The sequence below is a fragment of the Roseobacter sp. CCS2 genome, from assembly GCF_000169435.1.
Lineage (GTDB): Bacteria > Pseudomonadota > Alphaproteobacteria > Rhodobacterales > Rhodobacteraceae > Yoonia.
This window is the reverse complement of sequence record NZ_AAYB01000006.1, coordinates 36,396-54,749: the sequence shown is the minus strand read 5'-3', so window position 1 is coordinate 54,749 and position 18,354 is coordinate 36,396. Positions and strand designations below refer to the sequence as shown.

Genomic DNA, 18,354 nt, shown 5'->3' with positions numbered 1-18,354 from the left:
TTGCCGCTTTTGGCGGGGCTTGTTAGTCATGTCTCACGGCGGCCCCGGCGCGCCAATATCAACAACAAGGAGCCGCCCGCCATGACCGAACCCGTGACCACTGCCGATATCCAGCTGATCCAGAAAATTCTGCCGCACCGCTACCCATTCCTGCTGGTCGACAAGGTGCACAGCATCAATGGTACCACATCCGCTGTGGGCATCAAAAACGTCACGATGAACGAGCCGCATTTTCAGGGACACTTTCCCGGTAACCCGATCATGCCGGGTGTGACGATTGTTGAGGCGATGGCGCAGACGACTGCCGTGATGGTTGGTGCTTCACTTGGTCTGACGGATGGTAACTTACTGGTCTATTTCATGGCGATTGATGGCTGCAAATTCCGCCGCAAGGTCGTGCCCGGTGACGTGTTGGAAATGCATGTTGAAACAACGCGCGGCAAACCGGGCGGCAAGGTTTGGCGCTTTAAGGGCGTTGCCACGGTGGATGGTGAAATGGCCGCTGAGGCCGAGTTTACCGCAATGATGGATATGCAGGGCTGATGGCCGATATTCACCCATCTGCCGTGATCGCCGAGGGCGCGCAGATTGGCGCAGATTGCATCATTGGCCCGTTCTGCGTCATTGGCGCGGATGTGGTGCTGGGCGACCGTGTACACCTTAAAAGTCACGTGGTGATCGACGGTGATACACAGGTTGGCGATGACACCGTTATCTTCTCATTCGCGGTGATTGGTGAAATCCCACAGGATCTAAAATTTGGCGGTGAAAAATCCCGTCTGCGCATTGGTGCGCGCAACCGTATCCGTGAACACGTGACAATGAACACCGGCACGATCGCCGGTGGGGGCGAAACACGCGTCGGTGATGATGGGCTGTTCATGGCAGGCTGTCATATCGCGCATGACGCGCAGATTGGCGACCGGGTGATTGTCGTTAATTCCTCTGCCGTGGCCGGGCATTGCGTTATTGAAGACGATGTCATCATCGGTGGTCTGTGTGGCGTGCACCAATTCGTGCGGATCGGGCAGGGTGCGATTATCGGGGCTGTGACGATGGTCACTAAAGATGTGGTGCCTCATGGTCTTGTGCAGGCGCCGCGTGGCGCGTTGGATGGTCTTAACCTTGTGGGGCTCAAGCGCAAGGGTGTGGCTCGTGCAGATATCACGGCTATGCGCGCGGCGTTTCAGATGCTTAAAGACGGTGAAGGCACGTTTCAGGACCGTGCGCATCGGCTGGCCGATGAAAGCGAAAGTGCTTACGTCCAGCAAATGGTCGCCTTTATTTTGGGCGATACCGACCGCAATTTCCTGACGCCGGGCTGATGCTGGCGCTGATTGCGGGTACCGGTGATCTGCCGCCTGCGTTGGTCGCGCGGTTGCCCACGCGCCCATTGATCTGCGCGATGGATGGCTTTCGGCCAGCGTTGACACCCGATGTGACCTTTCGGATCGAGCAGTTGGGCAGTTTTCTGGCTGATCTAAAAACGCGCGGCGTGACCGACGTTTGCATGGCAGGTGCGGTGACCCGGCCACCCATTGATCCAACCGCGATTGATGCGGCGACCCAACCGCTTGTTACACGCATCATGGACGCAATCGGGCAGGGCGATGACGGTGCCTTGCGGGCGATCATTGCAATTTTCGAAGAGGCCGGGCTTTCGGTCAAACCCGCCCATCAGATCGCCCCTGATTTGCTGCCACAGACGGGCGTCCTCAGCCGTAAACCTGTGACGATCGACAACCGACAAGATGCCGTGACCGCCGAACACACCATCGCTGAGATGGGCCGGGCAGACGTGGGGCAGGCCTGTATCGTGCGAAATGGCCGCGTACTGGCCCGCGAAGGGCAGGCGGGCACGGACGCGATGTTGGCACGGTTCGCACCAAGTGACGATCCGCTGTGGGGGGCTGTCGATGGGCTGGGCGCTGTCCTTGGCGGTGCTGCTGAATGGTTAAGCGGCGCAGAGGGTGAACCAACGGATGCGCGCGGTGCGATCCTTTTCAAAGCGCCCAAGCCGGGACAGGACCGTCGCGCCGATTTGCCTGTGATCGGGCCGCAAACAGCCCAAGGCGTTGTGGCCGCCGGGTTTGCAGGTGTGGTGATCGAAGCTGATGGCGTCATGGTTTTGGAGCTGGACGCTGTGCTGTCTATCCTTGATCGCGCGGGCCTGTTCCTGTGGGTGCGGCCCAGAGGTGGGGCGTGAAGGTCTTTGTGATCGCGGGCGAGGCGTCGGGTGATAAACTGGGCGCGGCGTTGATGGCGGGGCTAAAAACGCTGCGACCAGATGTGACATTTGATGGTGTCGGCGGGCCGCTGATGCAGGCCGAAGGGCTGGAAAGCCGCTTTCCCATGGAAGAACTGAGTGTGATGGGATTGGCTGAAATCTTGCCAAAGTATCGCGCGCTCAAGGCACGTATCCGGCAGATGGCAGATGTGATCCTTGCTGATCCGCCAGATGTGTTGATCACCATCGACAGCCCCGATTTCTGCTTGCGTGTTGCCCGTCTGGTCAAAGCAGATAGTAATATTCGTACCGTCCATTACGTTGCCCCAACTGTTTGGGCGTGGCGCCCGAAACGGGCCGCGAAGATGGCGCATCATATTGATCATGTGCTGGCCCTGTTCCCGTTTGAGCCGCCTTTGATGCAGGCCGCAGGCATGGAGTGTGATTTTGTGGGGCATCCAGTGGTCGCGGAACCCGTTGCCAGCGATGCTGAGGCCGCGGCCTTGGGAGACGGTACGGTCGTGCTGGTGCTGCCCGGCAGCCGCAAAGGCGAAGTGTCGCGCTTGGCCGACCGTTTTGGTGAAGCGGCGTCAGAAATCGCGGCGGCCGTACCGGATGCTCAGTTCGTCATCCCAACAACACGCGGCGTGCATGATCTGGTGCAGACGCAGGTCGCGGGCTGGCAGGTACCCGTTACTGTGTTGCCGCCCGGATTATCTGACAAGGCCGCTTGGTTCAAGCGGGCGGATGTGGCCTTGGCCGCCTCTGGCACGGTGTCGCTGGAACTGGCGGCCAGTGGAACACCGATGGTTATCGCCTATGATATGGCATGGCTGAGCCGGATCATCATCAGCCGTATGCTGATGGTAGATACGGTGACGCTGGTGAATTTGGTCAGCGAAACGCGCGTTGTGCCTGAATTTATCGGTGCGGATTGCGCGCCGGGTCCCATCGCTGACGCAGTGCGAAAGGTGCTGGCGGAACCAGAGGCGCAGCTTCAGGCGATGGCTGTCACAATGGATCGGCTGGGGCAGGGCGGTGAGGCACCGGGCCTACGCGCGGCGCGCGCGGTGTTGCAGCGCCTTGAAGACGCGGCCATCAAGGATCACTAATCCAAGCGCAAGAATCGCAAAACCAATGTAGGCGCGCAGGGGCAGGTCCTCTCCCAAAACGACGGCCCCAAGGATGATGGCAACAGGTGCCACCAGCAAGGTGCACAGCATCAGGTTGCCACTGCCCGCCATGGCCAGCACCCGGTAATACAGCATATAGGCGATCGCGGTTGCGACAACCGCGTAATATGCGATGGCGGCCCAGGTTTGGGGGGCAAGGGCAAGGGTGATCGGCCCCTCTACCAACCACGCGGCAGGGATCGTCATAACACTGGCCCCGGTCAGCATGCCAGCGGCAGCCATTTGCGGCGTCAGATGGCCAAGCATTTTGCGCGCCCAGACACCTGCCAGCGCATAGCTGATCGTGCCACCAATGACGGCAAGTTGCCCAAGCGAGCGGATGTCGAAATCTTTGAAGGCTGCCAGGCCAATCGCGGTTGAAACCCCCAGAAACCCCAGTGTGACGCCAATCGTCTTGCGTGTGGTCAATCGTTCATCCGCAAAGAACACCGCCGCCGCGATCACGCCAAAGATGGCAGTCGCGGCATTCAGGATTGATGTCAGCCCTGTCTCGATATGCAGTTGCCCCCATGCCATCAGGCTGAACGGGATGACGTTGTTGAGCAGGCCCATCACAAGAAACGCACCCCAAACCCGCAGGTCTGTTGGCACGGCCAAGCGGCGTATCAACACGTAGGCCCAAAGGATCAGCATCGCCCAGCCGGTACGATGGGCGACCGCGGTTAAAGGCCCAATTTCATCCAACGCAATACGGATCGACAGAAAAGACGCGCCCCATATCAGCGAGAGCATCATCAGTTCGCCCCACGCACGGGGGGATATGGTTTTTTGGATTGGTGCCATGGGGACGACATGATCGGTTTGAGTTGCGCTACGCAACCCGGATCATGCGAGAGAGCAAAGAAAAAGCTCCGCCGGGTAGGGCGGGGCTTTCTTGTCTAAAAGTAAAGATTGGGCTTTAGAAGCTGTACCCAACCTTAAAACCAATGGCGATTGCGGTGTTGTCTTCCATCTCAGCAATGGCGGTATCTATGCCCAGTGGCGTGTCTAGCTCTGGTCGAGCATCACCAATAACAACATAGCGAATGCCGCCGGACACTGTGATGTTATCATCAACTTTGTACTGACCACCCAAACCGATGGAGTAGCTGCCATTTTTAGGGGCCAATGGTGATACCAGATCATCCTCACCCTCAGTATCGTAGGTGGCACTTACAGATGCTGAGAACACATCGCTAAAGCGACGTCCAACACCGAGCGTATATGTATACCCGTCCTCAATGTCGGTAATGGAGACCGGAAGCGGAGTAGGTTGGACCTTCACAACGCTGTATTCCGCCCAACGGACTGAGCCAAACAAGAGGGTGTCTGCTGCGATACCCGTTTGGAAATCAAGGTTGACAGCTTGCGGTGTTGTCACCTTCGTTTCGCTTTCCACAACACCGCTAACTGTCGCGTCAAACTCGTGTTCAATTTCGGAGAAATAGGTTAGAGCGACGCGCAATGCGATATCTGGGCGCTCATAAGCTCCGCCGATTGCATAGCCAAATGCCAAACTATCTTCCAGCTCTACTGTCGTCGCAGTGGACGGTAGCGTAATATCAGCGTCAATGCGCTGTGCACGGATGCCACCGTGTACACTAAAGGTATCGTCGATCTTGTAGCGTGCCAAGCCAGTCAGTGCGATCGCGTTCAATTCTGCTGCGGTTGGTTGCAGTAGTCCGGGGGTGTCGGAAGGGTAGTCAATATCTGCGCCGTAGGGTTCATCGACGATGATTGCGAATGACCATTGTTCATTAAGGTCTGCCTTATAGCCCAAGCCAAATTGGGTGTAGTCCTCTGCTACATCACCAATGCTGCCACTTGGTTGACCAAGTGCACCCAGTTCAATCGCATCGCCCGTTACTTCAGGCATGACATAGCCAAAGCTAAACTCGGCGTAATTGCCTTCTTCAAAGATAATCCCAACCGGTTGCCCAGAACGGTCAAGTCCAACCGCCTGTGCCATGCTGGTTGTGAGCAGCAAGGCTGCCCCTGCTGTCATTACGTTTTTCATGTCCTCATCCCTGTCATGAACAAATTATGTGCCGACCACCCTATGGAGTGCCTAAGCTTTACGTCAATTATTGACGCCGCGTCATTTGCAAGACCACTCCGCTGCGTCACAAAATTACAATATTTTATGTCGTCTTGCAGTTTAATTAACTTCGGGGCGTCTGCATCGCATAGGTGATGTTAAGATAATTGGCCCCGAAAATCAAAATTGCCCCAACGAAAACCCATATTTCCAAAGGTTCTTGGTAAAGCAGCACACCCACGATGGCGATTGTGGGCAGGCGGACAAAGTCGATCGGCATCACAATGCTGGCGGGTGCGATGCTCAGTGCCTTCGTCAGACAGAAATGCGCCAGCAGCCCCGCACAGCCGATCAGGATCACCCAAGGCAGTGCAACAACAGACGGCACGGCGATATCCCCGTCATAACCTGCACAGATCAGCCCAAAGACAGCCTGCATCACCGTCAGGTAAAACAGGATCGTCGTGATTGTTTCGGTTTGTGTCAGCTTGCGCGTAAAGATCGCGGTAAACGCGAAGAAGACGGCGCAACCGGCGGCGGCCATCAGCCCCACGCTGATATTGGCGGGGTCCGGGCGCGCGACAATCAGGATGCCGACAAAACCAATGGCTGCGCTAAGGAGGCCAATTGCGGTGATCCGCTCTTTCAAGATCAGGGGCGACAGCAGGATCACCCAGATCGGTGTGGTGAATTCCAAAGCAAACACCTGAGCGAGCGGGATCATGGTGATGGCATAAAACCACAGGTTCTGTCCGGTGAAGTGAAAGATGTTGCGTGTGGCATGAAGCCCAAAGCGGCCCAGATTGATTTGGCGAAATGTGCCGCTGGCCATGGCAACGCTGACAACGATGGCGATGCCGGTCAGACTGCGAAACAGCATGATCTCAAAGGTATCAAGCTCTGCACTGACCGCACGACCGGCGATTGCCATCAGCGTAAAGGACGTGATCGCCCCGATCATCCAGGCGGCAGCTGTGACAAGCGTATTCATAAAGCGCAGTTGTCATTGCGGTGCCGGATTTTGCAACCCCCGCCAAGATGTGTTTGGCTGATGCGTATCGAAATGAGGTGCCATATGCTGAAATGGGTTATGGCCTGTGTGTTTGCCGGGCAAATAGTAAGTGCTGATCCGGTAGATCAGGTGACGCTGGCGGCGCAATCTGCCTTTGATGGGCTGCCGCAAGTGCGCCTTGTCGATCAGATATCGGGGCAATGCGGTGCTGATGAAACCGTGAACCAGACGGTTGCCTATTGCACCACGCGCAACCAGATATTCCTGACTGGCCCGGCTGTAGATGACCCGCAGACCCTTTATATGCTGGCCCATGCTTTCGGCCACGCGGTGCAGGTGCGACATGGCGTGGCTGATTTTGCCCTTGGGCAGATTAGGCGCCGGCGCGCTGAGGAAGCCATGTTGCGTGGTCTTGTGACCCGGCAAGTAGAGTGTATTGCAGGCTTTATCATGTCGCGGGCCGGGCTGCCGCACACAGACCTGACCGATTTGTTCACGGATGAGCCGTTCACCGGCAGCCATTGGGGCCGCGATCCTTTGCATATCGGGCCCAAGGTATCGATTGGACTGGCCGCGCGGGCAGAGTGGTTTGCTATCGGGCAGCAAGGTGATCTTGCCGCCTGCGCGCCGGGCGAATTTACGTCTGATTTGCTGATGGATGCATTGAACCCTTAGGTCGCGCGCGTTGCAAAAACATTGCCGTTCATTTGCATGGGGTCGCTGACCAATGTGCCGTCCGGATGGGTCAGGGTGAATCCCAGATTGTCCAGAATGTCAAAAACCTTGTGATGGTTGCGCGACACTTCGATCATCAGGCTGCGCACGTTCTGTAATACCTTTGTTGCGCCACGAAGCACGGCCAGCTCAGCCCCTTCGACGTCAATTTTCAGGACAGCAGGCCAGACATTATGTGCGACAGCATAGGCATCAAGTGTGATGGTATTCACCTTTCGTGCCCGCACCTTCAGCGTGCTGCGCTGTGCGCTGGCGATATCGCTGGATGTGGCAAAATCGGCCTCAAGTGAATTCATAAAACCGCCAAGGTTTTCTTCATAGAACATGGCCTTGCCGGTCTGATCGCTGACAGCGGCGTTGATATGTACGCATTGCATGCAACGGGCGATGTTTTTGCGCAAAAACTGCTGGTTTTGTTGTCCCGGTTCAAACACATGAACCTGCCCGGTGTGCCCTACCTTATGGGCGAAAAACTGTGTCAGATAGCCGATATGCCCGCCCACTTCGAACACTTTGTCACCGCGCCGGGTCAGTTGCGAAAGCCGCCGCATGGTCAAGCTTTCGCGATGTTTCCCGTAAAACCAGTATCCTTTGTGCGTATAGCTGAGCAGATGAAACGGCAGCCCGGAAAACGGGTTCTTTATCGTGACGGGGCGATCAATGCGACGCAGCAATGGCAAGGCAATGGATCGCAGCAATCGGCTGGCAGCAAGGCCTTCACGGAAAGGGCGGGACGGTGTGTTTGTCAAGGTTGTTTGCACGTGGATTACTCTTCAACTACTGGTTGTGCAACTTTCCTTCACAAGTGTTAATAGATGGTTAAGCGATTAACAAAGACCGAACGATTGATCATTCCCATTCAATCGTACCCGGCGGTTTGCTGGTGATATCATAGGTCACGCGGTTAATTCCCTGTACTTCATTAATGATCCGCGTGGCGGTTTCACCCAAAAATTCATGGCTGAAAGGATAGTAGTCAGCGGTCATACCATCAACCGACGTGACAGCGCGCAGCGCACAGGCAAAATCATAGGTCCGCCCGTCGCCCATCACGCCAACGGTGCGTACAGGTAAGATCGCGACGAATGCCTGCCAGATATAATCATACAGCCCGTGTTTGCGGATTTGATCAATGTAAACCGCATCAGCCTTGCGCAAGATTTCCAGCTTTTCGCGGGTGATCTCGCCAGGGCAGCGAATGGCAAGGCCGGGGCCGGGAAACGGGTGGCGTCCGATAAAGGATTTCGGCAAGCCAAGTTCAACACCCAAGGCGCGCACTTCGTCTTTGAACAACTCGCGCAGTGGTTCAACCAATTTCAGCCCCATCTTTTCGGGCAGGCCACCGACGTTGTGATGCGATTTGATTGTAACCGATGGACCGCCAGAAAAGCTGACGCTTTCAATGACATCGGGGTAAAGCGTGCCCTGCGCAAGGAAAGCGGCATCTTCGATCTGATCAGCGTATTTCTGGAACACGTCGATGAACAGTTTGCCGATGATCTTGCGCTTGGTTTCGGGGTCGGATTGGCCTTCCAGTTCGCCCAGAAACAGATCGCTTTCATCTGCGTGAATAACCTTGAGGTTCATGTTGTCGCGGAACATGCCCACAACCTCTTCGGCTTCGTTCAGGCGCAACAGACCATGGTCGACGAAAACGCACGTTAACTGGTCGCCGATGGCTTCGTGCAGCAACGCGGCGGCAACGGAAGAATCCACACCGCCAGACAGTGCGCAAATCACATGCGCATCGCCCACCTGTTCTTTGATCGCGTCAATCGCTTGTTCGCGGTAGGCACCCATGGTCCAACCGCCACTAAACCCAGCGATACGCACGAAGTTTTCATAAAGTTTCGCGCCGTTTGGTGTGTGGTGCACTTCGGGATGGAATTGCACTGCATAGAAGTTACGCGCCACATCAGCGGTGATCGCATATGGGGCGCTTGGGGACGTACCATAAACCGCAAAACCCGGAGCAATTTCAGAGACATGGTCGCCATGGCTCATCCAGACTTGTTCTTTGTCGGTCATGAACCAGCCGTCCAGCAGGGACAGCTTGCCTTCGGGGGTCACATAGGCGCGCCCAAACTCGGCTGTGCCTTCGCCGCTGACCACTTTACCGCCCAATTGTTCCATCATGGTTTGCTGGCCATAGCAGATGCCAAGCACCGGGATGCCCATGTCGAACAAGGCTTGCGGCGCGCGGGGTGATCCATCGCGCGTCACGCTGTCAGGCCCCCCTGAAAGGATCACCGCTTTGGGCGCAAAATCCGCTAAAAAAGCATCTGTGACGTTCTGATAGGGATGAATTTCACAATAGACGCTAAGTTCACGCAAGCGCCGCGCGATCAGTTGCGTCACCTGGCTGCCGAAATCAATGATAAGAAGGCGTTCGTGGGTGCTGTTTTCCATGGCGCTTCGGTAATGGCCGGGCCGCATTTGTGCAAGAGGGGGCGGCGATATTCGCGCGGGCAAATTTGTGCTAAGATAGAACTATTGTTGAAAGGAATTTTGAGATGCAGATTTTTGAACACACACTGGCGCGCGTCGCCGTCTGGAACCTTGCAGGCTTTGGCGGGATTGATTTTGACCGGATGAAACGACAGGCCGAAGGACTGGCCTTGCTGGATGCAGAACTGGTGACTTTGGTCGAGGTCAATCCGGTCAGCTATATTGATGCGCTGGCCGCTGAGATCGGAACTTACGGGTTGCATTACGACACGACGATCCTGCCTCAACCGGGTGGTCTGCACATCGGGTTTTTGCACAAAAAAGGTGTGGAGGTGAAGAATGTGACGTTGGTGCCGGGGTCCGAAGGTGCCTATCTGAATGGCCGGCGGGCTGTGTCGGTTGACGTGAAGATGGGCAAGTTTTCCGCCCATGTACTGGGTGTTCATCTGAAATCGGGCCGCGATAAGCCGGAACAGAAATTGCGCGATACACAGTGCATCGCGATTGGGAATTACCTGACCAACCTGCGCAATACGCCAGGTTTCAAGCGTAAGACGTTGTTGTTGATGGGTGATTTCAACATGATCCCCGGACAGGATGTCAGCAATTTTCATCATCTGGGTGGCGATGACCTGATGGATTTCGTCTCAAGCTGGGATTTGCAGGATCGGTTCAGCCATATCCTTGATAAGGGGCGTGCCAATCTGCTGGATGGGTTTGCTGTGTCACGTACTTTTGCCACAGACTATGTGCGCGGATCTTTGCGATTGTTCCCAATGCATTGGACGATGGATATGGGGCGCGAGCGTTTCAGGGATGAAGTATCCGATCACCTGCCATTTGTGGCCAGTTTCAAGGTTTACTAACGACACATGTCGTTTTCGCGTCTCAGGGGCCGCTATTTGGGCAAGGCCGCGCTGACTGGGGTTGTATCAAGCGTCAACCAGCCAGCGAACCTATGGGGGACGGATCATGTCGGACGCAGCAGCACCAGCCAAAGCAGGACGCAGAGGGCGCGGTGGCGGCGGGGCCGCGCGGCGGGCCGAGCGGACAGCGGTGAGTGTTGAAACTGCCAAGTATATTGAACGCAACGTCCCCAACTACGAGGTTCTGACCGAAGATACGCTCGACGTGATTGAGGCGAATGCCGAAACGGTGCTGGCCGAGATTGGCGTTAATTTCGTCGACAACCCCGAAGCGTTGGAACGTTGGAAAGCGGCAGGTGCGTCTGTAGACGGCGAACGCGTGCGTATTCCGCGTGGTCTGGCGCGCAAGCTGTGCGCGACAGCCCCGTCTGAGTACACACAACATGCCCGCAATCCTGATCGGAACGTTGTTGTCGGCGGCAAAAACCTTGTGCTTGCACCCGTTTATGGCCCGCCATTTGTGCGCGACGCCGAAGGTGGCCGCCGCTATGCAACGATGGCCGACTTCGAAAAATTCGTAAAACTGGGCTATATGTCCAAGTGGTTGCATCATTCTGGCGGGACGGTGTGCGAACCCACCGATGTGGCGGTGAACAAACGCCACCTTGATATGTTGCTGACCCATATGGTTTACAGCGACAAGCCCTTTATGGGGTCCGTTACCGAACCAAGCCGCGCACAAGATAGCATCGAGATGTGCGAGATCCTGTTTGGCAAAGAGTTCGTGCAGGATCACACGGTGATGACGTCCCTGATCAATATCAACTCGCCGCTGACGTTTGACAGTGTCATGATGGGTGCGTTGGAAATATTCGCCAAGAATAACCAAGCGTCGATCATCAGCCCATTCATTGTTGGCGGTGCGATGGCGCCGGTGTCGATTGCAGGAACGCTGACGCAGGTCTTGGCCGAGGTGCTGGCAGGCGTCGCCTATAGCCAGATCATCCGCCCCGGTGCACCCGTGGTCATGGGCACATTCGTGACATCTATCGACATGAATTCCGGCGCGCCAACGTTTGGCACACCAGAGGCAAGCCATATTACCTATGGGGCAGGGCAGTTGGCCCGTCGTTTGGGGCTGCCGTACCGTTCCGCCGGGTCGTTTTGTGGATCGAAATTGCCCGATGCGCAGGCGGCGTATGAGACCGCGAACAGCCTGAATATGGGTTTGCTGGCCGGTGTGAATTTTATGCTGCACAGCTGTGGCTGGTTGGAAGGCGGGCTGGTGGCGTCCTTTGAAAAGTTTGTCATGGACGCCGATATGCTGGGCACGCTGCATCACTTTGCGCAAGGCGTGGATATGTCTGAAAACGGGCAGGCCATGGGTGCGATTGAAGAGGTGGGACCGGGTGGCCATTACCTCGGGTGCGAACACACTCAGGCGAATTTCAAAACAGCGTTCTGGCGGTCTGATCTATTCGATTACAAACCGTTCGAGACATGGGACGAGGAAGGCGCGCGCGATACACAGACGCTGGCGACCGCACGGGTGGCCAAGCTGCTGGACACCTACCAACAGCCCAAACTTGACCCAGAGGTTGAGGCAAAGCTGCGCGCCTATGTGGCCGAGAAAAAAGCAAGCATGCCAGACGCGTTCGGCTAAACCAATTGCGGGGCGGTGGCGCGCATCAATTGTGCCTCTCCGAGAATCGCAATCAGAACCTCGACATGACGGGCCGGGCGATAGTGTGCGGCATCGTCTAGGCGCAGGCCATTCATTTCAGCTTCAATATCCAGTAATTGCATGATGGCTTTGCCATGCCGCGGCAGTGCATCACTGTGCAAAATACGGCGCAAATGAACGTGGCGGCGATAATCATCGACCCCAAACCGGGCGGCGCGGGCCAACAAGGTTGGGCGCTGTAGCGTGGCGATACGCGTGTGTAGATCAAGCATGTGTCAGTATCCAATTACAGAAGTGGTCGTTCGCCCAACATGACACAACCATAGCGGGTGTTGCGGAATCACCATGAGATAAGAACGCTGCCGTTAGGATTGTTTATCTTTTAGAAAGAATGGTTGACGGGCAAATTGGACCGTTAACAAATGGGTAACCATGCACGCTCAGGTAGTATGCCGTCATGTGCCTATGAATGTGGCGGTCGTCTGTTGCGTCGGTAATTTCGGCAAAAGGATGAGTGACCATGACAGCATCAGAAGGGCAGACTGCCTCGCCCCATTTACCACGTTGGGTTCCGGATGCGGCCCGCCATTACCTTGTTCACACAGAAACTGGCCTTTCGATCCGTGCGCTCGCACGGGCCAGTGACTGTCACCCGTCAACAGTTCTTCGGCAGGTACGCCGGTTTGAGGGGCGCCGTGATGATCCGCTGATTGATGCGGCATTGCGGGCGCTCTCGTCGCAGGTTTCTGCGCGCGACATCTTAAAAAAGGGGAAAACGAAGACCATGAATATGCAGTGTTTGAAGAGTGAGGCACATCAGCCAGTTGGATTGACACAAACGCGAATTGATCAAGAGGCGAAACGTATTTTGCGCCGCCTGTGCGAACAAGGGGCCGTCTTGGCCGTCGCGCGTGAAATGGAAACGGCCGTTGTTGTCCGCGTCACCCCTGAAGGGGAACAGGTGCGCACCGGCGTCGTGGAGCGCGAGATCGCACAGGCGATGGCGCTGAAAGACTGGATCACATGCCCTGAACCTGACGGGCGGATCGCACGCTATTTTATTACCAACACTGGCCGCGCGGCGTTGCGCCGCTTGACCGCAGAGGATGAAAACCGCGCCAGTGGTTTCGCCGAAAAATCCACCGCCCCCCAAGGGGATGCCGGATGGGATATTGCGGCCATCGAAGGGGGCAACCGCCCGTCCTTTCGTGGTTATCCAAATGAAAGCCCCTTGGTCGGCTTGTCCCGCCGCAAGGACCGGGATGGCAAACCATTTTTGCCGCGCGACCTGGTCGCAGTGGGGGAGCGCCTGCGCGAAGACTACGAATTGGTCGAAGTTGGCATGGGCGGCACCGAAAGCTGGGAAGGTTTCATGAACGGCGAAACCCCGGCAGACGTCACAGAGGGACCCAAAGGTGCTGTTGCCGCACATGGCCGGATTAAAGATGCGCTTGCGGAATTGGGGCCGGGGCTTGGTGATGTGGTGTTGCGCTGCTGCTGTTTTCTGGAAGGGCTGGAGCAGACTGAAAAGAAAATGGGCTGGTCTGCGCGCTCTGGCAAAATCGTTTTGCGTATCGCGCTACAGCGGCTCAAACGGCATTATGAAGAAACGCAAGGGCGCTATGGACCGATGATTGGGTGAAGCGCACGTCATGCATGCGGTGCAGGCCCGTCATGCGCGACAGCGTGAACATTGGACATATGGCAGTGACAACGTTAGGTAACTGGCAACAAGACCGGAGCCTGATATGCCCACACGCGACCTGAAAATTCCAGCACAGCGCCACCCTGAAAAGCAGCGCCGCCCAGATGCGCCGCAGCCGAAAAAACCTGATTGGATCAGGGTCAAGGCGCCGGTGTCGGAAGGCTATAAGAAAACCCGCGATATCATGCGCGACAACAAGCTGGTCACGGTCTGCGAAGAAGCAGGGTGCCCCAATGTCGGCGAATGCTGGTCACAAGGTCACGCCACCATGATGATTATGGGCGAGGTTTGCACGCGGGCCTGTACCTTCTGCAACATCGCAACCGGCAAACCGCCGGAGGCGCTGGATGTGTTTGAACCGGGGCGCGTCGCTGACGCGGTCAAGAAACTAGGTCTTAATCATGTGGTCATCACATCTGTTGACCGCGATGATGTCGAAGACGGCGGTGCCGAACATTTTGCCCAGACAATCCGTGCTGTGCGCCGCCAGTCGCCTGATACGACAATTGAAATCCTGACCCCGGATTTTATTCGCTGCGATCCATCCGTTTTGGAAATTGTCGTCGCAGCGCGCCCTGACGTCTTTAACCATAACCTTGAAACGGTCCCCGGCCTTTATCCAGAGGTCCGTCCCGGCGCGCGCTATTTCCATTCACTGCGCCTGTTGCAGCGGGTGAAAGAGCTGGACCCGACGATGTTTACCAAATCGGGTATCATGGTGGGCCTTGGTGAAGACAAGCAATCCGTCTCCCAAGTCATGGAAGATATGCGCGCCGCCGACATCGACTTTTTGACCATCGGTCAGTACCTGCAGCCGACGCCAAAGCACCATAAGGTTGACCGGTTTGTAACACCCGAGGAATTCAAGACCTATGAACAGGCGGCATATAACAAAGGCTTCTTGATGGTTTCTGCCACGCCACTGACCCGATCATCCTATCATGCTGGCGATGATTTTGCACAACTGCGGGCCGCGCGGCAAAAGAAGCTGGGGTTGGCTTAACGCCGCCGCATATCATTTGGGGTGAGCCATGCAGGCCAGCCCCAAATGCGTTCAATCGCAAACATCACAAAACAAACCAGCAGTATCCCCGCCACAAATTTGATCTTCGCAGGCGAGGGCGGGTTCTGCGCCCAGCGCTTGAATTTGAGAAGCCAGCGTTGGTTCATGCGTCTTCGACAAAGCGGACCTTGCCAATAAAACCAAGGTTGCGATTGCGTTGCGCAAAGTCGATGCCGTAGCCCACGACAAATTCATCGGGGATTTCAAAACCGGTCCAATCCGCCTTCAGGTCCACCTCGCGGCGGGCTGGTTTATCGAGCAAGGCAATGGTTTTCAGCCGCGCAGGTTTACGGTTGAGCAGAAATTTGGTGACATGCGCCAGCGTGTGCCCTGTATCAACGATATCTTCCACAACCAGCACATCGCGCCGTTCAATTTGGCCGCGTAAGTCCTTGAGAATACGTACTTCGCGCGTGCTTTCCATACCGTCGCCATAAGACGACGCCTCTAGGAAATCGACCTCAACCGGCAAGTCCAATTCACGCACCAGATCAGCGATGAACACAAACGACCCGCGCAGCAGGCCGACGACAACCAGTTTGTCGGTGTCAGCGAACTCGGTTCTGATCGCTTTTGCTAACTCCTCGATACGTGCGGCGATGGATTTGGCGCTGATCATTTCGTCGATCACGTAGTTTGGGTGCGGCATAGGGGACTCAGTTCCGGGAAATGGGTTGATTTTCGTGGCTAAGTTTACGACATCCTGTGCCGAAGTCACCCGTGAAAGACCCCTTATGCCAAGTCATTCTGAAACCAAGTTTCTGCCGTATACAGCACAGCAGATGTATGACCTTGTGGCAGATGTCGACAATTACCCGGAATTCCTGCCTTGGACCGCGGCTGCACGGGTGCGCAGTGTTACTGACAAAGGCGATCATCAGGAAATGCTGGCTGATTTGGTGATCTCGTTCAAAGTCTTCCGTGAAAAGTTTGGCAGCCGAGTGCTTTTGTGGCCAGAACAGATGAAGATAGACACCGAATATCTGGACGGCCCGATCCGGCATCTGGAAAGCCAGTGGGCGTTCAAGGATGTGGAAGGCGGCTGCGAAGTGTCCTTTGCGGTGGACTTTGAATTCAAAAGTCGCCTGCTGCAAGGTGCCGCTGGGATGTTTTTTAACGAAGCAATGCAGCGTGTCGTGCGTTCGTTTGAACGACGCGCAAGGACATTATACACCTAGGCTTGCAACCCAAGCAGGTGATTTCAACGGTAGTTTTATGACAAGACGACAATGGCTTTCGCTGCGTTTTGATCGCTAGAGAAGCGTGTTTACAACGAATGGTGAGGTCACGACCTCTTATCCTCCGCATGCAGCATCGTGATGGCTTGGCAAAACAGTGCCAGCCCGTGATCACGTGCGGCTGCGCGTACCTTATCGCGGCCCAGCGCGCCAAATTCGACCGTTTCGGTGACGACACCAGCGGGGCCCGCCACTGCGAAACATACGCGCCCTTCTGGTTTATGCTCTGATCCGCCGGGGCCGGCGATCCCGGTGATGGCCACGGCGATGTCAGCGTTGGAATGCGCCAGAACACCCTTTGCCATTTGCGCCGCGACCTCTTCCGAAACGGCGCCATAGGCATCAAGCGTCGCCTGTTTAACGTCCAACATCTGCATTTTGGCGGCATTGGTATAGGTCACAAAGGCGCGGTCGAAAATGGCCGAACTGCCGGGGATATCGGTGATGGCGGCGCTTAACATGCCACCTGTGCAGCTTTCTGCGGTGGCGAGCATCACGCCTTTTGCTTTGGCGGCTGTCAGAAGGTCCGCCGCGTTCATATCAGAACGATGTGATAAAGTGCGGCCAGCAAACCGACGCCGATTGCCGCAAAGATACCGGCGATGACATCATCCAGCATGACGCCCGTTGGCCCATGCATACGGTCAGCCCAACCGACCGGACCCCATTTGGTAATATCGAACAGACGAAACAGGGCAAAGGCAGCGATCCAACCGGGCCAGAGTGCCAGAATGCTGACGTCTTGTCGTGCCGCACCAAAAGCAAGCGGGAGTAGGGCGATCCATTGGCCACAAATCTCGTCAATCACGATTTCGGATGGGTCGTGGTTGTCTTTGCCTTTGGTCTCGACCCCGGTTGCCCAGACGCCCAGCGCATAGGACAGCACAACGCTGGCAAGAAGGCCCCAAGGACCGAAGAGAACATAAATCACCCACGCCGCAGGCAAGGCCGCCAGCGATCCCCACGTACCGGGGGCAGGGCGCAGGTGGCCCACGTAAAAGAATGTCGCGATCAGGTGGCTCATGCTTTGACCAACGTAACCGTCGCGATCGCGGCGATCCCTTCTTCACGACCCGTAAAGCCCAGCTTTTCAGACGTCGTTGCCTTGACGCTGATCCGGTCGCTTTCAAGCCCCATATAGGCGCCCATCACGGCTTTCATTGCATCCTGATGCGGTCCGATCTTGGGCAGTTCGCACACCAGCGTGCAATCGACATTGCTGATGGTAAAGCCTTCGGAACGGGCAAGCGCCACTGCATGTTTCAGAAAGATATGGCTTTCGGCCCCTTTCCATTGCGGATCGGAAGGGGGGAAGTGTTGCCCGATGTCACCTTTGCCCAGCGCGCCGTAAATCGCGTCAGTGACAGCATGCATGCCCACATCGGCGTCAGAATGGCCTTGCAGGCTGCGTGTGTGCGGCACTTGCACACCGCATAGCCACACATGATCGCCCGCTTCAAAGCGGTGCACATCATAGCCATTGCCAACGCGTATATCCATGTCCAACCCCATCAGTTTGGCGGCCCGCGCGAAATCGGCGGGCGTGGTGATTTTGATATTGTCTTCATCACCCGGCACGATGGCAACGTCCAGCCCCGCGGCGCGGGCCACAGCCACATCATCAGTTTCCTGCCCTGTGCTTGTGGCATAGGCTGCAAGGAGGGGGGTAAGGCGAAACCCTTGTGGCGTCTGCGCGCGGTAAAGCCCGTTGCGGTCTTGCACGCCTTGCACAGCACCGCCATCGCCATGCCAAAGTGTATCTGTGACTGCGACAGCGGGGGCAGCGCCGACATGATCGTCAAGCGTGTTCAGGACACGTTCAATCAGCGCATCACTGACCAAGGGGCGTGCGGCATCATGGATTAGGACTTTGTCGATGTTACCGTCAACGGCATTAAGGCCCGCCAGCACGGAAGCGGCCCGCGTCGCGCCACCAGTTGCAATCGTCGCTGCGGGATCTCGCGGCCACAAATCGCTGTCGATGTCGTCAGGGTGCACAACTAAAACCAGCTGCGATACCGCGGGATGTGCTGCAAACCGGGCCATCGCATAACCCGCCACAGGCTGATCGCCCAGAGTTTGCCATTGCTTTGGTTGGTCGCCGCCTGCGCGTGTGCCACGCCCGGCAGCGACAATAATCGCCGCGACTGTCATCTCTATTCCATC

21 protein-coding genes are annotated in these 18,354 nt (G+C 56.4%); 10 read left to right on the top strand and 11 right to left on the bottom strand.

The window, feature by feature from the left end; genetic code table 11:
* Positions 1 to 81 precede the first annotated feature (81 nt).
* Genes fabZ through lpxB form a run of 4 tightly spaced genes read left to right on the top strand, consistent with a single transcriptional unit; the run spans position 82 to position 3,339 of the window.
* Positions 82 to 543, top strand: a complete 462-nt coding sequence (fabZ, locus tag RCCS2_RS15375) for a 3-hydroxyacyl-ACP dehydratase FabZ (RefSeq protein ID WP_037294325.1) — start codon at positions 82 to 84, stop codon at positions 541 to 543.
* Positions 543 to 1,325: an acyl-ACP--UDP-N-acetylglucosamine O-acyltransferase gene (gene lpxA / locus RCCS2_RS15370; protein WP_008235896.1), complete on the top strand. Its 783-nt coding sequence runs from the start codon at positions 543 to 545 to the stop codon at positions 1,323 to 1,325. The genes fabZ and lpxA overlap by 1 nt, the downstream gene beginning before the upstream one ends.
* Positions 1,325 to 2,206 carry an LpxI family protein gene (locus tag RCCS2_RS15365; RefSeq protein WP_008235895.1) on the top strand — a complete coding sequence of 294 codons (882 nt, stop codon included), beginning with the start codon at positions 1,325 to 1,327 and terminating at the stop codon, positions 2,204 to 2,206. The genes lpxA and RCCS2_RS15365 overlap by 1 nt, the downstream gene beginning before the upstream one ends.
* Positions 2,203 to 3,339, top strand: a complete 1,137-nt coding sequence (gene lpxB / locus RCCS2_RS15360; RefSeq protein ID WP_008235894.1) for a lipid-A-disaccharide synthase — start codon at positions 2,203 to 2,205, stop codon at positions 3,337 to 3,339. Before RCCS2_RS15365 ends, lpxB begins: the two co-directional genes overlap by 4 nt.
* Here the strand turns inward: lpxB and RCCS2_RS15355 are convergent.
* The 3 genes from RCCS2_RS15355 to RCCS2_RS15345 all read right to left on the bottom strand — a co-directional run bounded on the left by RCCS2_RS15355 (position 3,280) and on the right by RCCS2_RS15345 (position 6,428).
* The gene (locus RCCS2_RS15355) at positions 3,280 to 4,203 is read right to left on the bottom strand and encodes a DMT family transporter (RefSeq protein WP_037294324.1); all 924 of its coding nucleotides are present in this window, start codon (positions 4,201 to 4,203) and stop codon (positions 3,280 to 3,282) included. The two genes, lpxB and RCCS2_RS15355, sit on opposite strands and share 60 nt — an antisense overlap.
* 115 nt (positions 4,204 to 4,318) lie before the next feature.
* The gene (locus RCCS2_RS15350) at positions 4,319 to 5,416 is read right to left on the bottom strand and encodes an OmpP1/FadL family transporter (protein WP_008235890.1); all 1,098 of its coding nucleotides are present in this window, start codon (positions 5,414 to 5,416) and stop codon (positions 4,319 to 4,321) included.
* Between the two features lie 145 nt (positions 5,417 to 5,561).
* Entirely contained in the window at positions 5,562 to 6,428 is an 867-nt protein-coding gene (locus RCCS2_RS15345) for a DMT family transporter (RefSeq protein ID WP_008235889.1), read from the bottom strand.
* Between the two features lie 60 nt (positions 6,429 to 6,488).
* Here RCCS2_RS15345 and RCCS2_RS15340 point away from each other — a divergent pair, with 60 nt between their 5' ends.
* On the top strand, positions 6,489 to 7,124 hold the full coding sequence (locus RCCS2_RS15340) for a hypothetical protein (RefSeq protein WP_156788580.1): 636 nt from the start codon (positions 6,489 to 6,491) through the stop codon (positions 7,122 to 7,124).
* Here RCCS2_RS15340 and RCCS2_RS15335 read toward each other — a convergent pair.
* Complete coding sequence (locus RCCS2_RS15335; RefSeq protein WP_008235885.1) at positions 7,121 to 7,945, bottom strand: FkbM family methyltransferase; 825 nt, start codon at positions 7,943 to 7,945, stop codon at positions 7,121 to 7,123. The two genes, RCCS2_RS15340 and RCCS2_RS15335, sit on opposite strands and share 4 nt — an antisense overlap.
* Positions 7,946 to 8,033: 88 nt before the next feature.
* A complete protein-coding gene (gene guaA / locus RCCS2_RS15330) occupies positions 8,034 to 9,593 on the bottom strand; it encodes a glutamine-hydrolyzing GMP synthase (protein ID WP_008235884.1) in 1,560 nt (519 codons plus the stop codon).
* 104 nt (positions 9,594 to 9,697) lie between these two features.
* On the opposite strand from guaA, the gene RCCS2_RS15325 reads away from it, so the two are divergent.
* Complete coding sequence (locus RCCS2_RS15325) at positions 9,698 to 10,498, top strand: GMP synthase (protein WP_008235882.1); 801 nt, start codon at positions 9,698 to 9,700, stop codon at positions 10,496 to 10,498.
* A 106-nt stretch (positions 10,499 to 10,604) separates the two neighbouring features.
* Positions 10,605 to 12,161 (top strand): trimethylamine methyltransferase family protein, encoded by a 1,557-nt coding sequence (locus tag RCCS2_RS15320; RefSeq protein WP_037294323.1) that lies wholly within the window; start codon positions 10,605 to 10,607, stop codon positions 12,159 to 12,161.
* On the opposite strand, the gene RCCS2_RS15315 is transcribed toward RCCS2_RS15320, so the two are convergent.
* Positions 12,158 to 12,454 carry a DUF6477 family protein gene (locus tag RCCS2_RS15315; RefSeq protein WP_008235878.1) on the bottom strand — a complete coding sequence of 99 codons (297 nt, stop codon included), beginning with the start codon at positions 12,452 to 12,454 and terminating at the stop codon, positions 12,158 to 12,160. The genes RCCS2_RS15320 and RCCS2_RS15315 overlap by 4 nt on opposite strands.
* Positions 12,455 to 12,702: 248 nt before the next feature.
* Here RCCS2_RS15315 and RCCS2_RS15310 point away from each other — a divergent pair, with 248 nt between their 5' ends.
* Together RCCS2_RS15310 and lipA are read left to right on the top strand one after the other, a co-directional pair.
* Positions 12,703 to 13,824: a DUF6456 domain-containing protein gene (locus tag RCCS2_RS15310; protein WP_008235875.1), complete on the top strand. Its 1,122-nt coding sequence runs from the start codon at positions 12,703 to 12,705 to the stop codon at positions 13,822 to 13,824.
* A gap of 106 nt (positions 13,825 to 13,930) precedes the next feature.
* Positions 13,931 to 14,890, top strand: a complete 960-nt coding sequence (lipA, locus tag RCCS2_RS15305) for a lipoyl synthase (protein ID WP_008235873.1) — start codon at positions 13,931 to 13,933, stop codon at positions 14,888 to 14,890.
* Here lipA and RCCS2_RS18725 read toward each other — a convergent pair.
* Complete coding sequence (locus RCCS2_RS18725) at positions 14,887 to 15,057, bottom strand: hypothetical protein (RefSeq protein WP_008235871.1); 171 nt, start codon at positions 15,055 to 15,057, stop codon at positions 14,887 to 14,889. The two genes, lipA and RCCS2_RS18725, sit on opposite strands and share 4 nt — an antisense overlap.
* Positions 15,054 to 15,599: a hypoxanthine phosphoribosyltransferase gene (hpt, locus tag RCCS2_RS15300; protein WP_008235870.1), complete on the bottom strand. Its 546-nt coding sequence runs from the start codon at positions 15,597 to 15,599 to the stop codon at positions 15,054 to 15,056. Before hpt ends, RCCS2_RS18725 begins: the two co-directional genes overlap by 4 nt.
* 85 nt (positions 15,600 to 15,684) lie before the next feature.
* Here hpt and RCCS2_RS15295 point away from each other — a divergent pair, with 85 nt between their 5' ends.
* Positions 15,685 to 16,128 (top strand): type II toxin-antitoxin system RatA family toxin, encoded by a 444-nt coding sequence (locus tag RCCS2_RS15295; protein WP_037294321.1) that lies wholly within the window; start codon positions 15,685 to 15,687, stop codon positions 16,126 to 16,128.
* A 107-nt stretch (positions 16,129 to 16,235) separates the two neighbouring features.
* On the opposite strand, the gene RCCS2_RS15290 is transcribed toward RCCS2_RS15295, so the two are convergent.
* From RCCS2_RS15290 to RCCS2_RS15280, 3 genes are read right to left on the bottom strand one after another with little or no spacing between them, the layout of a single operon-like run.
* Positions 16,236 to 16,727, bottom strand: a complete 492-nt coding sequence (locus tag RCCS2_RS15290) for a CinA family protein (protein ID WP_008235866.1) — start codon at positions 16,725 to 16,727, stop codon at positions 16,236 to 16,238.
* On the bottom strand, positions 16,724 to 17,212 hold the full coding sequence (locus tag RCCS2_RS15285) for a phosphatidylglycerophosphatase A family protein (protein WP_008235865.1): 489 nt from the start codon (positions 17,210 to 17,212) through the stop codon (positions 16,724 to 16,726). The genes RCCS2_RS15290 and RCCS2_RS15285 overlap by 4 nt, the downstream gene beginning before the upstream one ends.
* Positions 17,209 to 18,342, bottom strand: a complete 1,134-nt coding sequence (locus RCCS2_RS15280) for a bifunctional 2-C-methyl-D-erythritol 4-phosphate cytidylyltransferase/2-C-methyl-D-erythritol 2,4-cyclodiphosphate synthase (RefSeq protein WP_008235864.1) — start codon at positions 18,340 to 18,342, stop codon at positions 17,209 to 17,211. Before RCCS2_RS15280 ends, RCCS2_RS15285 begins: the two co-directional genes overlap by 4 nt.
* Positions 18,343 to 18,354 lie beyond the last annotated feature (12 nt).

Excerpts from the sequence above, each read along its gene's own strand:
- fabZ (WP_037294325.1), top strand. The coding sequence starts at position 82 with ATGACCGAACCCGTGACCACTGCCGATATCCAGCTGATCCAGAAAATT.
- lpxA (WP_008235896.1), top strand. The coding sequence starts at position 543 with ATGGCCGATATTCACCCATCTGCCGTGATCGCCGAGGGCGCGCAGATT.
- RCCS2_RS15365 (WP_008235895.1), top strand. The coding sequence starts at position 1,325 with ATGCTGGCGCTGATTGCGGGTACCGGTGATCTGCCGCCTGCGTTGGTC.
- RCCS2_RS15355 (WP_037294324.1), bottom strand. The coding sequence starts at position 4,203 with ATGGCACCAATCCAAAAAACCATATCCCCCCGTGCGTGGGGCGAACTG.
- RCCS2_RS15350 (WP_008235890.1), bottom strand. The coding sequence starts at position 5,416 with ATGAAAAACGTAATGACAGCAGGGGCAGCCTTGCTGCTCACAACCAGC.
- RCCS2_RS15345 (WP_008235889.1), bottom strand. The coding sequence starts at position 6,428 with ATGAATACGCTTGTCACAGCTGCCGCCTGGATGATCGGGGCGATCACG.
- RCCS2_RS15340 (WP_156788580.1), top strand. The coding sequence starts at position 6,489 with ATGCGTATCGAAATGAGGTGCCATATGCTGAAATGGGTTATGGCCTGT.
- guaA (WP_008235884.1), bottom strand. The coding sequence starts at position 9,593 with ATGGAAAACAGCACCCACGAACGCCTTCTTATCATTGATTTCGGCAGC.
- RCCS2_RS15325 (WP_008235882.1), top strand. The coding sequence starts at position 9,698 with ATGCAGATTTTTGAACACACACTGGCGCGCGTCGCCGTCTGGAACCTT.
- RCCS2_RS15320 (WP_037294323.1), top strand. The coding sequence starts at position 10,605 with ATGTCGGACGCAGCAGCACCAGCCAAAGCAGGACGCAGAGGGCGCGGT.
- RCCS2_RS15315 (WP_008235878.1), bottom strand. The coding sequence starts at position 12,454 with ATGCTTGATCTACACACGCGTATCGCCACGCTACAGCGCCCAACCTTG.
- RCCS2_RS15310 (WP_008235875.1), top strand. The coding sequence starts at position 12,703 with ATGACAGCATCAGAAGGGCAGACTGCCTCGCCCCATTTACCACGTTGG.
- lipA (WP_008235873.1), top strand. The coding sequence starts at position 13,931 with ATGCCCACACGCGACCTGAAAATTCCAGCACAGCGCCACCCTGAAAAG.
- RCCS2_RS18725 (WP_008235871.1), bottom strand. The coding sequence starts at position 15,057 with ATGAACCAACGCTGGCTTCTCAAATTCAAGCGCTGGGCGCAGAACCCG.
- hpt (WP_008235870.1), bottom strand. The coding sequence starts at position 15,599 with ATGCCGCACCCAAACTACGTGATCGACGAAATGATCAGCGCCAAATCC.
- RCCS2_RS15295 (WP_037294321.1), top strand. The coding sequence starts at position 15,685 with ATGCCAAGTCATTCTGAAACCAAGTTTCTGCCGTATACAGCACAGCAG.
- RCCS2_RS15290 (WP_008235866.1), bottom strand. The coding sequence starts at position 16,727 with ATGAACGCGGCGGACCTTCTGACAGCCGCCAAAGCAAAAGGCGTGATG.
- RCCS2_RS15285 (WP_008235865.1), bottom strand. The coding sequence starts at position 17,212 with ATGAGCCACCTGATCGCGACATTCTTTTACGTGGGCCACCTGCGCCCT.
- RCCS2_RS15280 (WP_008235864.1), bottom strand. The coding sequence starts at position 18,342 with ATGACAGTCGCGGCGATTATTGTCGCTGCCGGGCGTGGCACACGCGCA.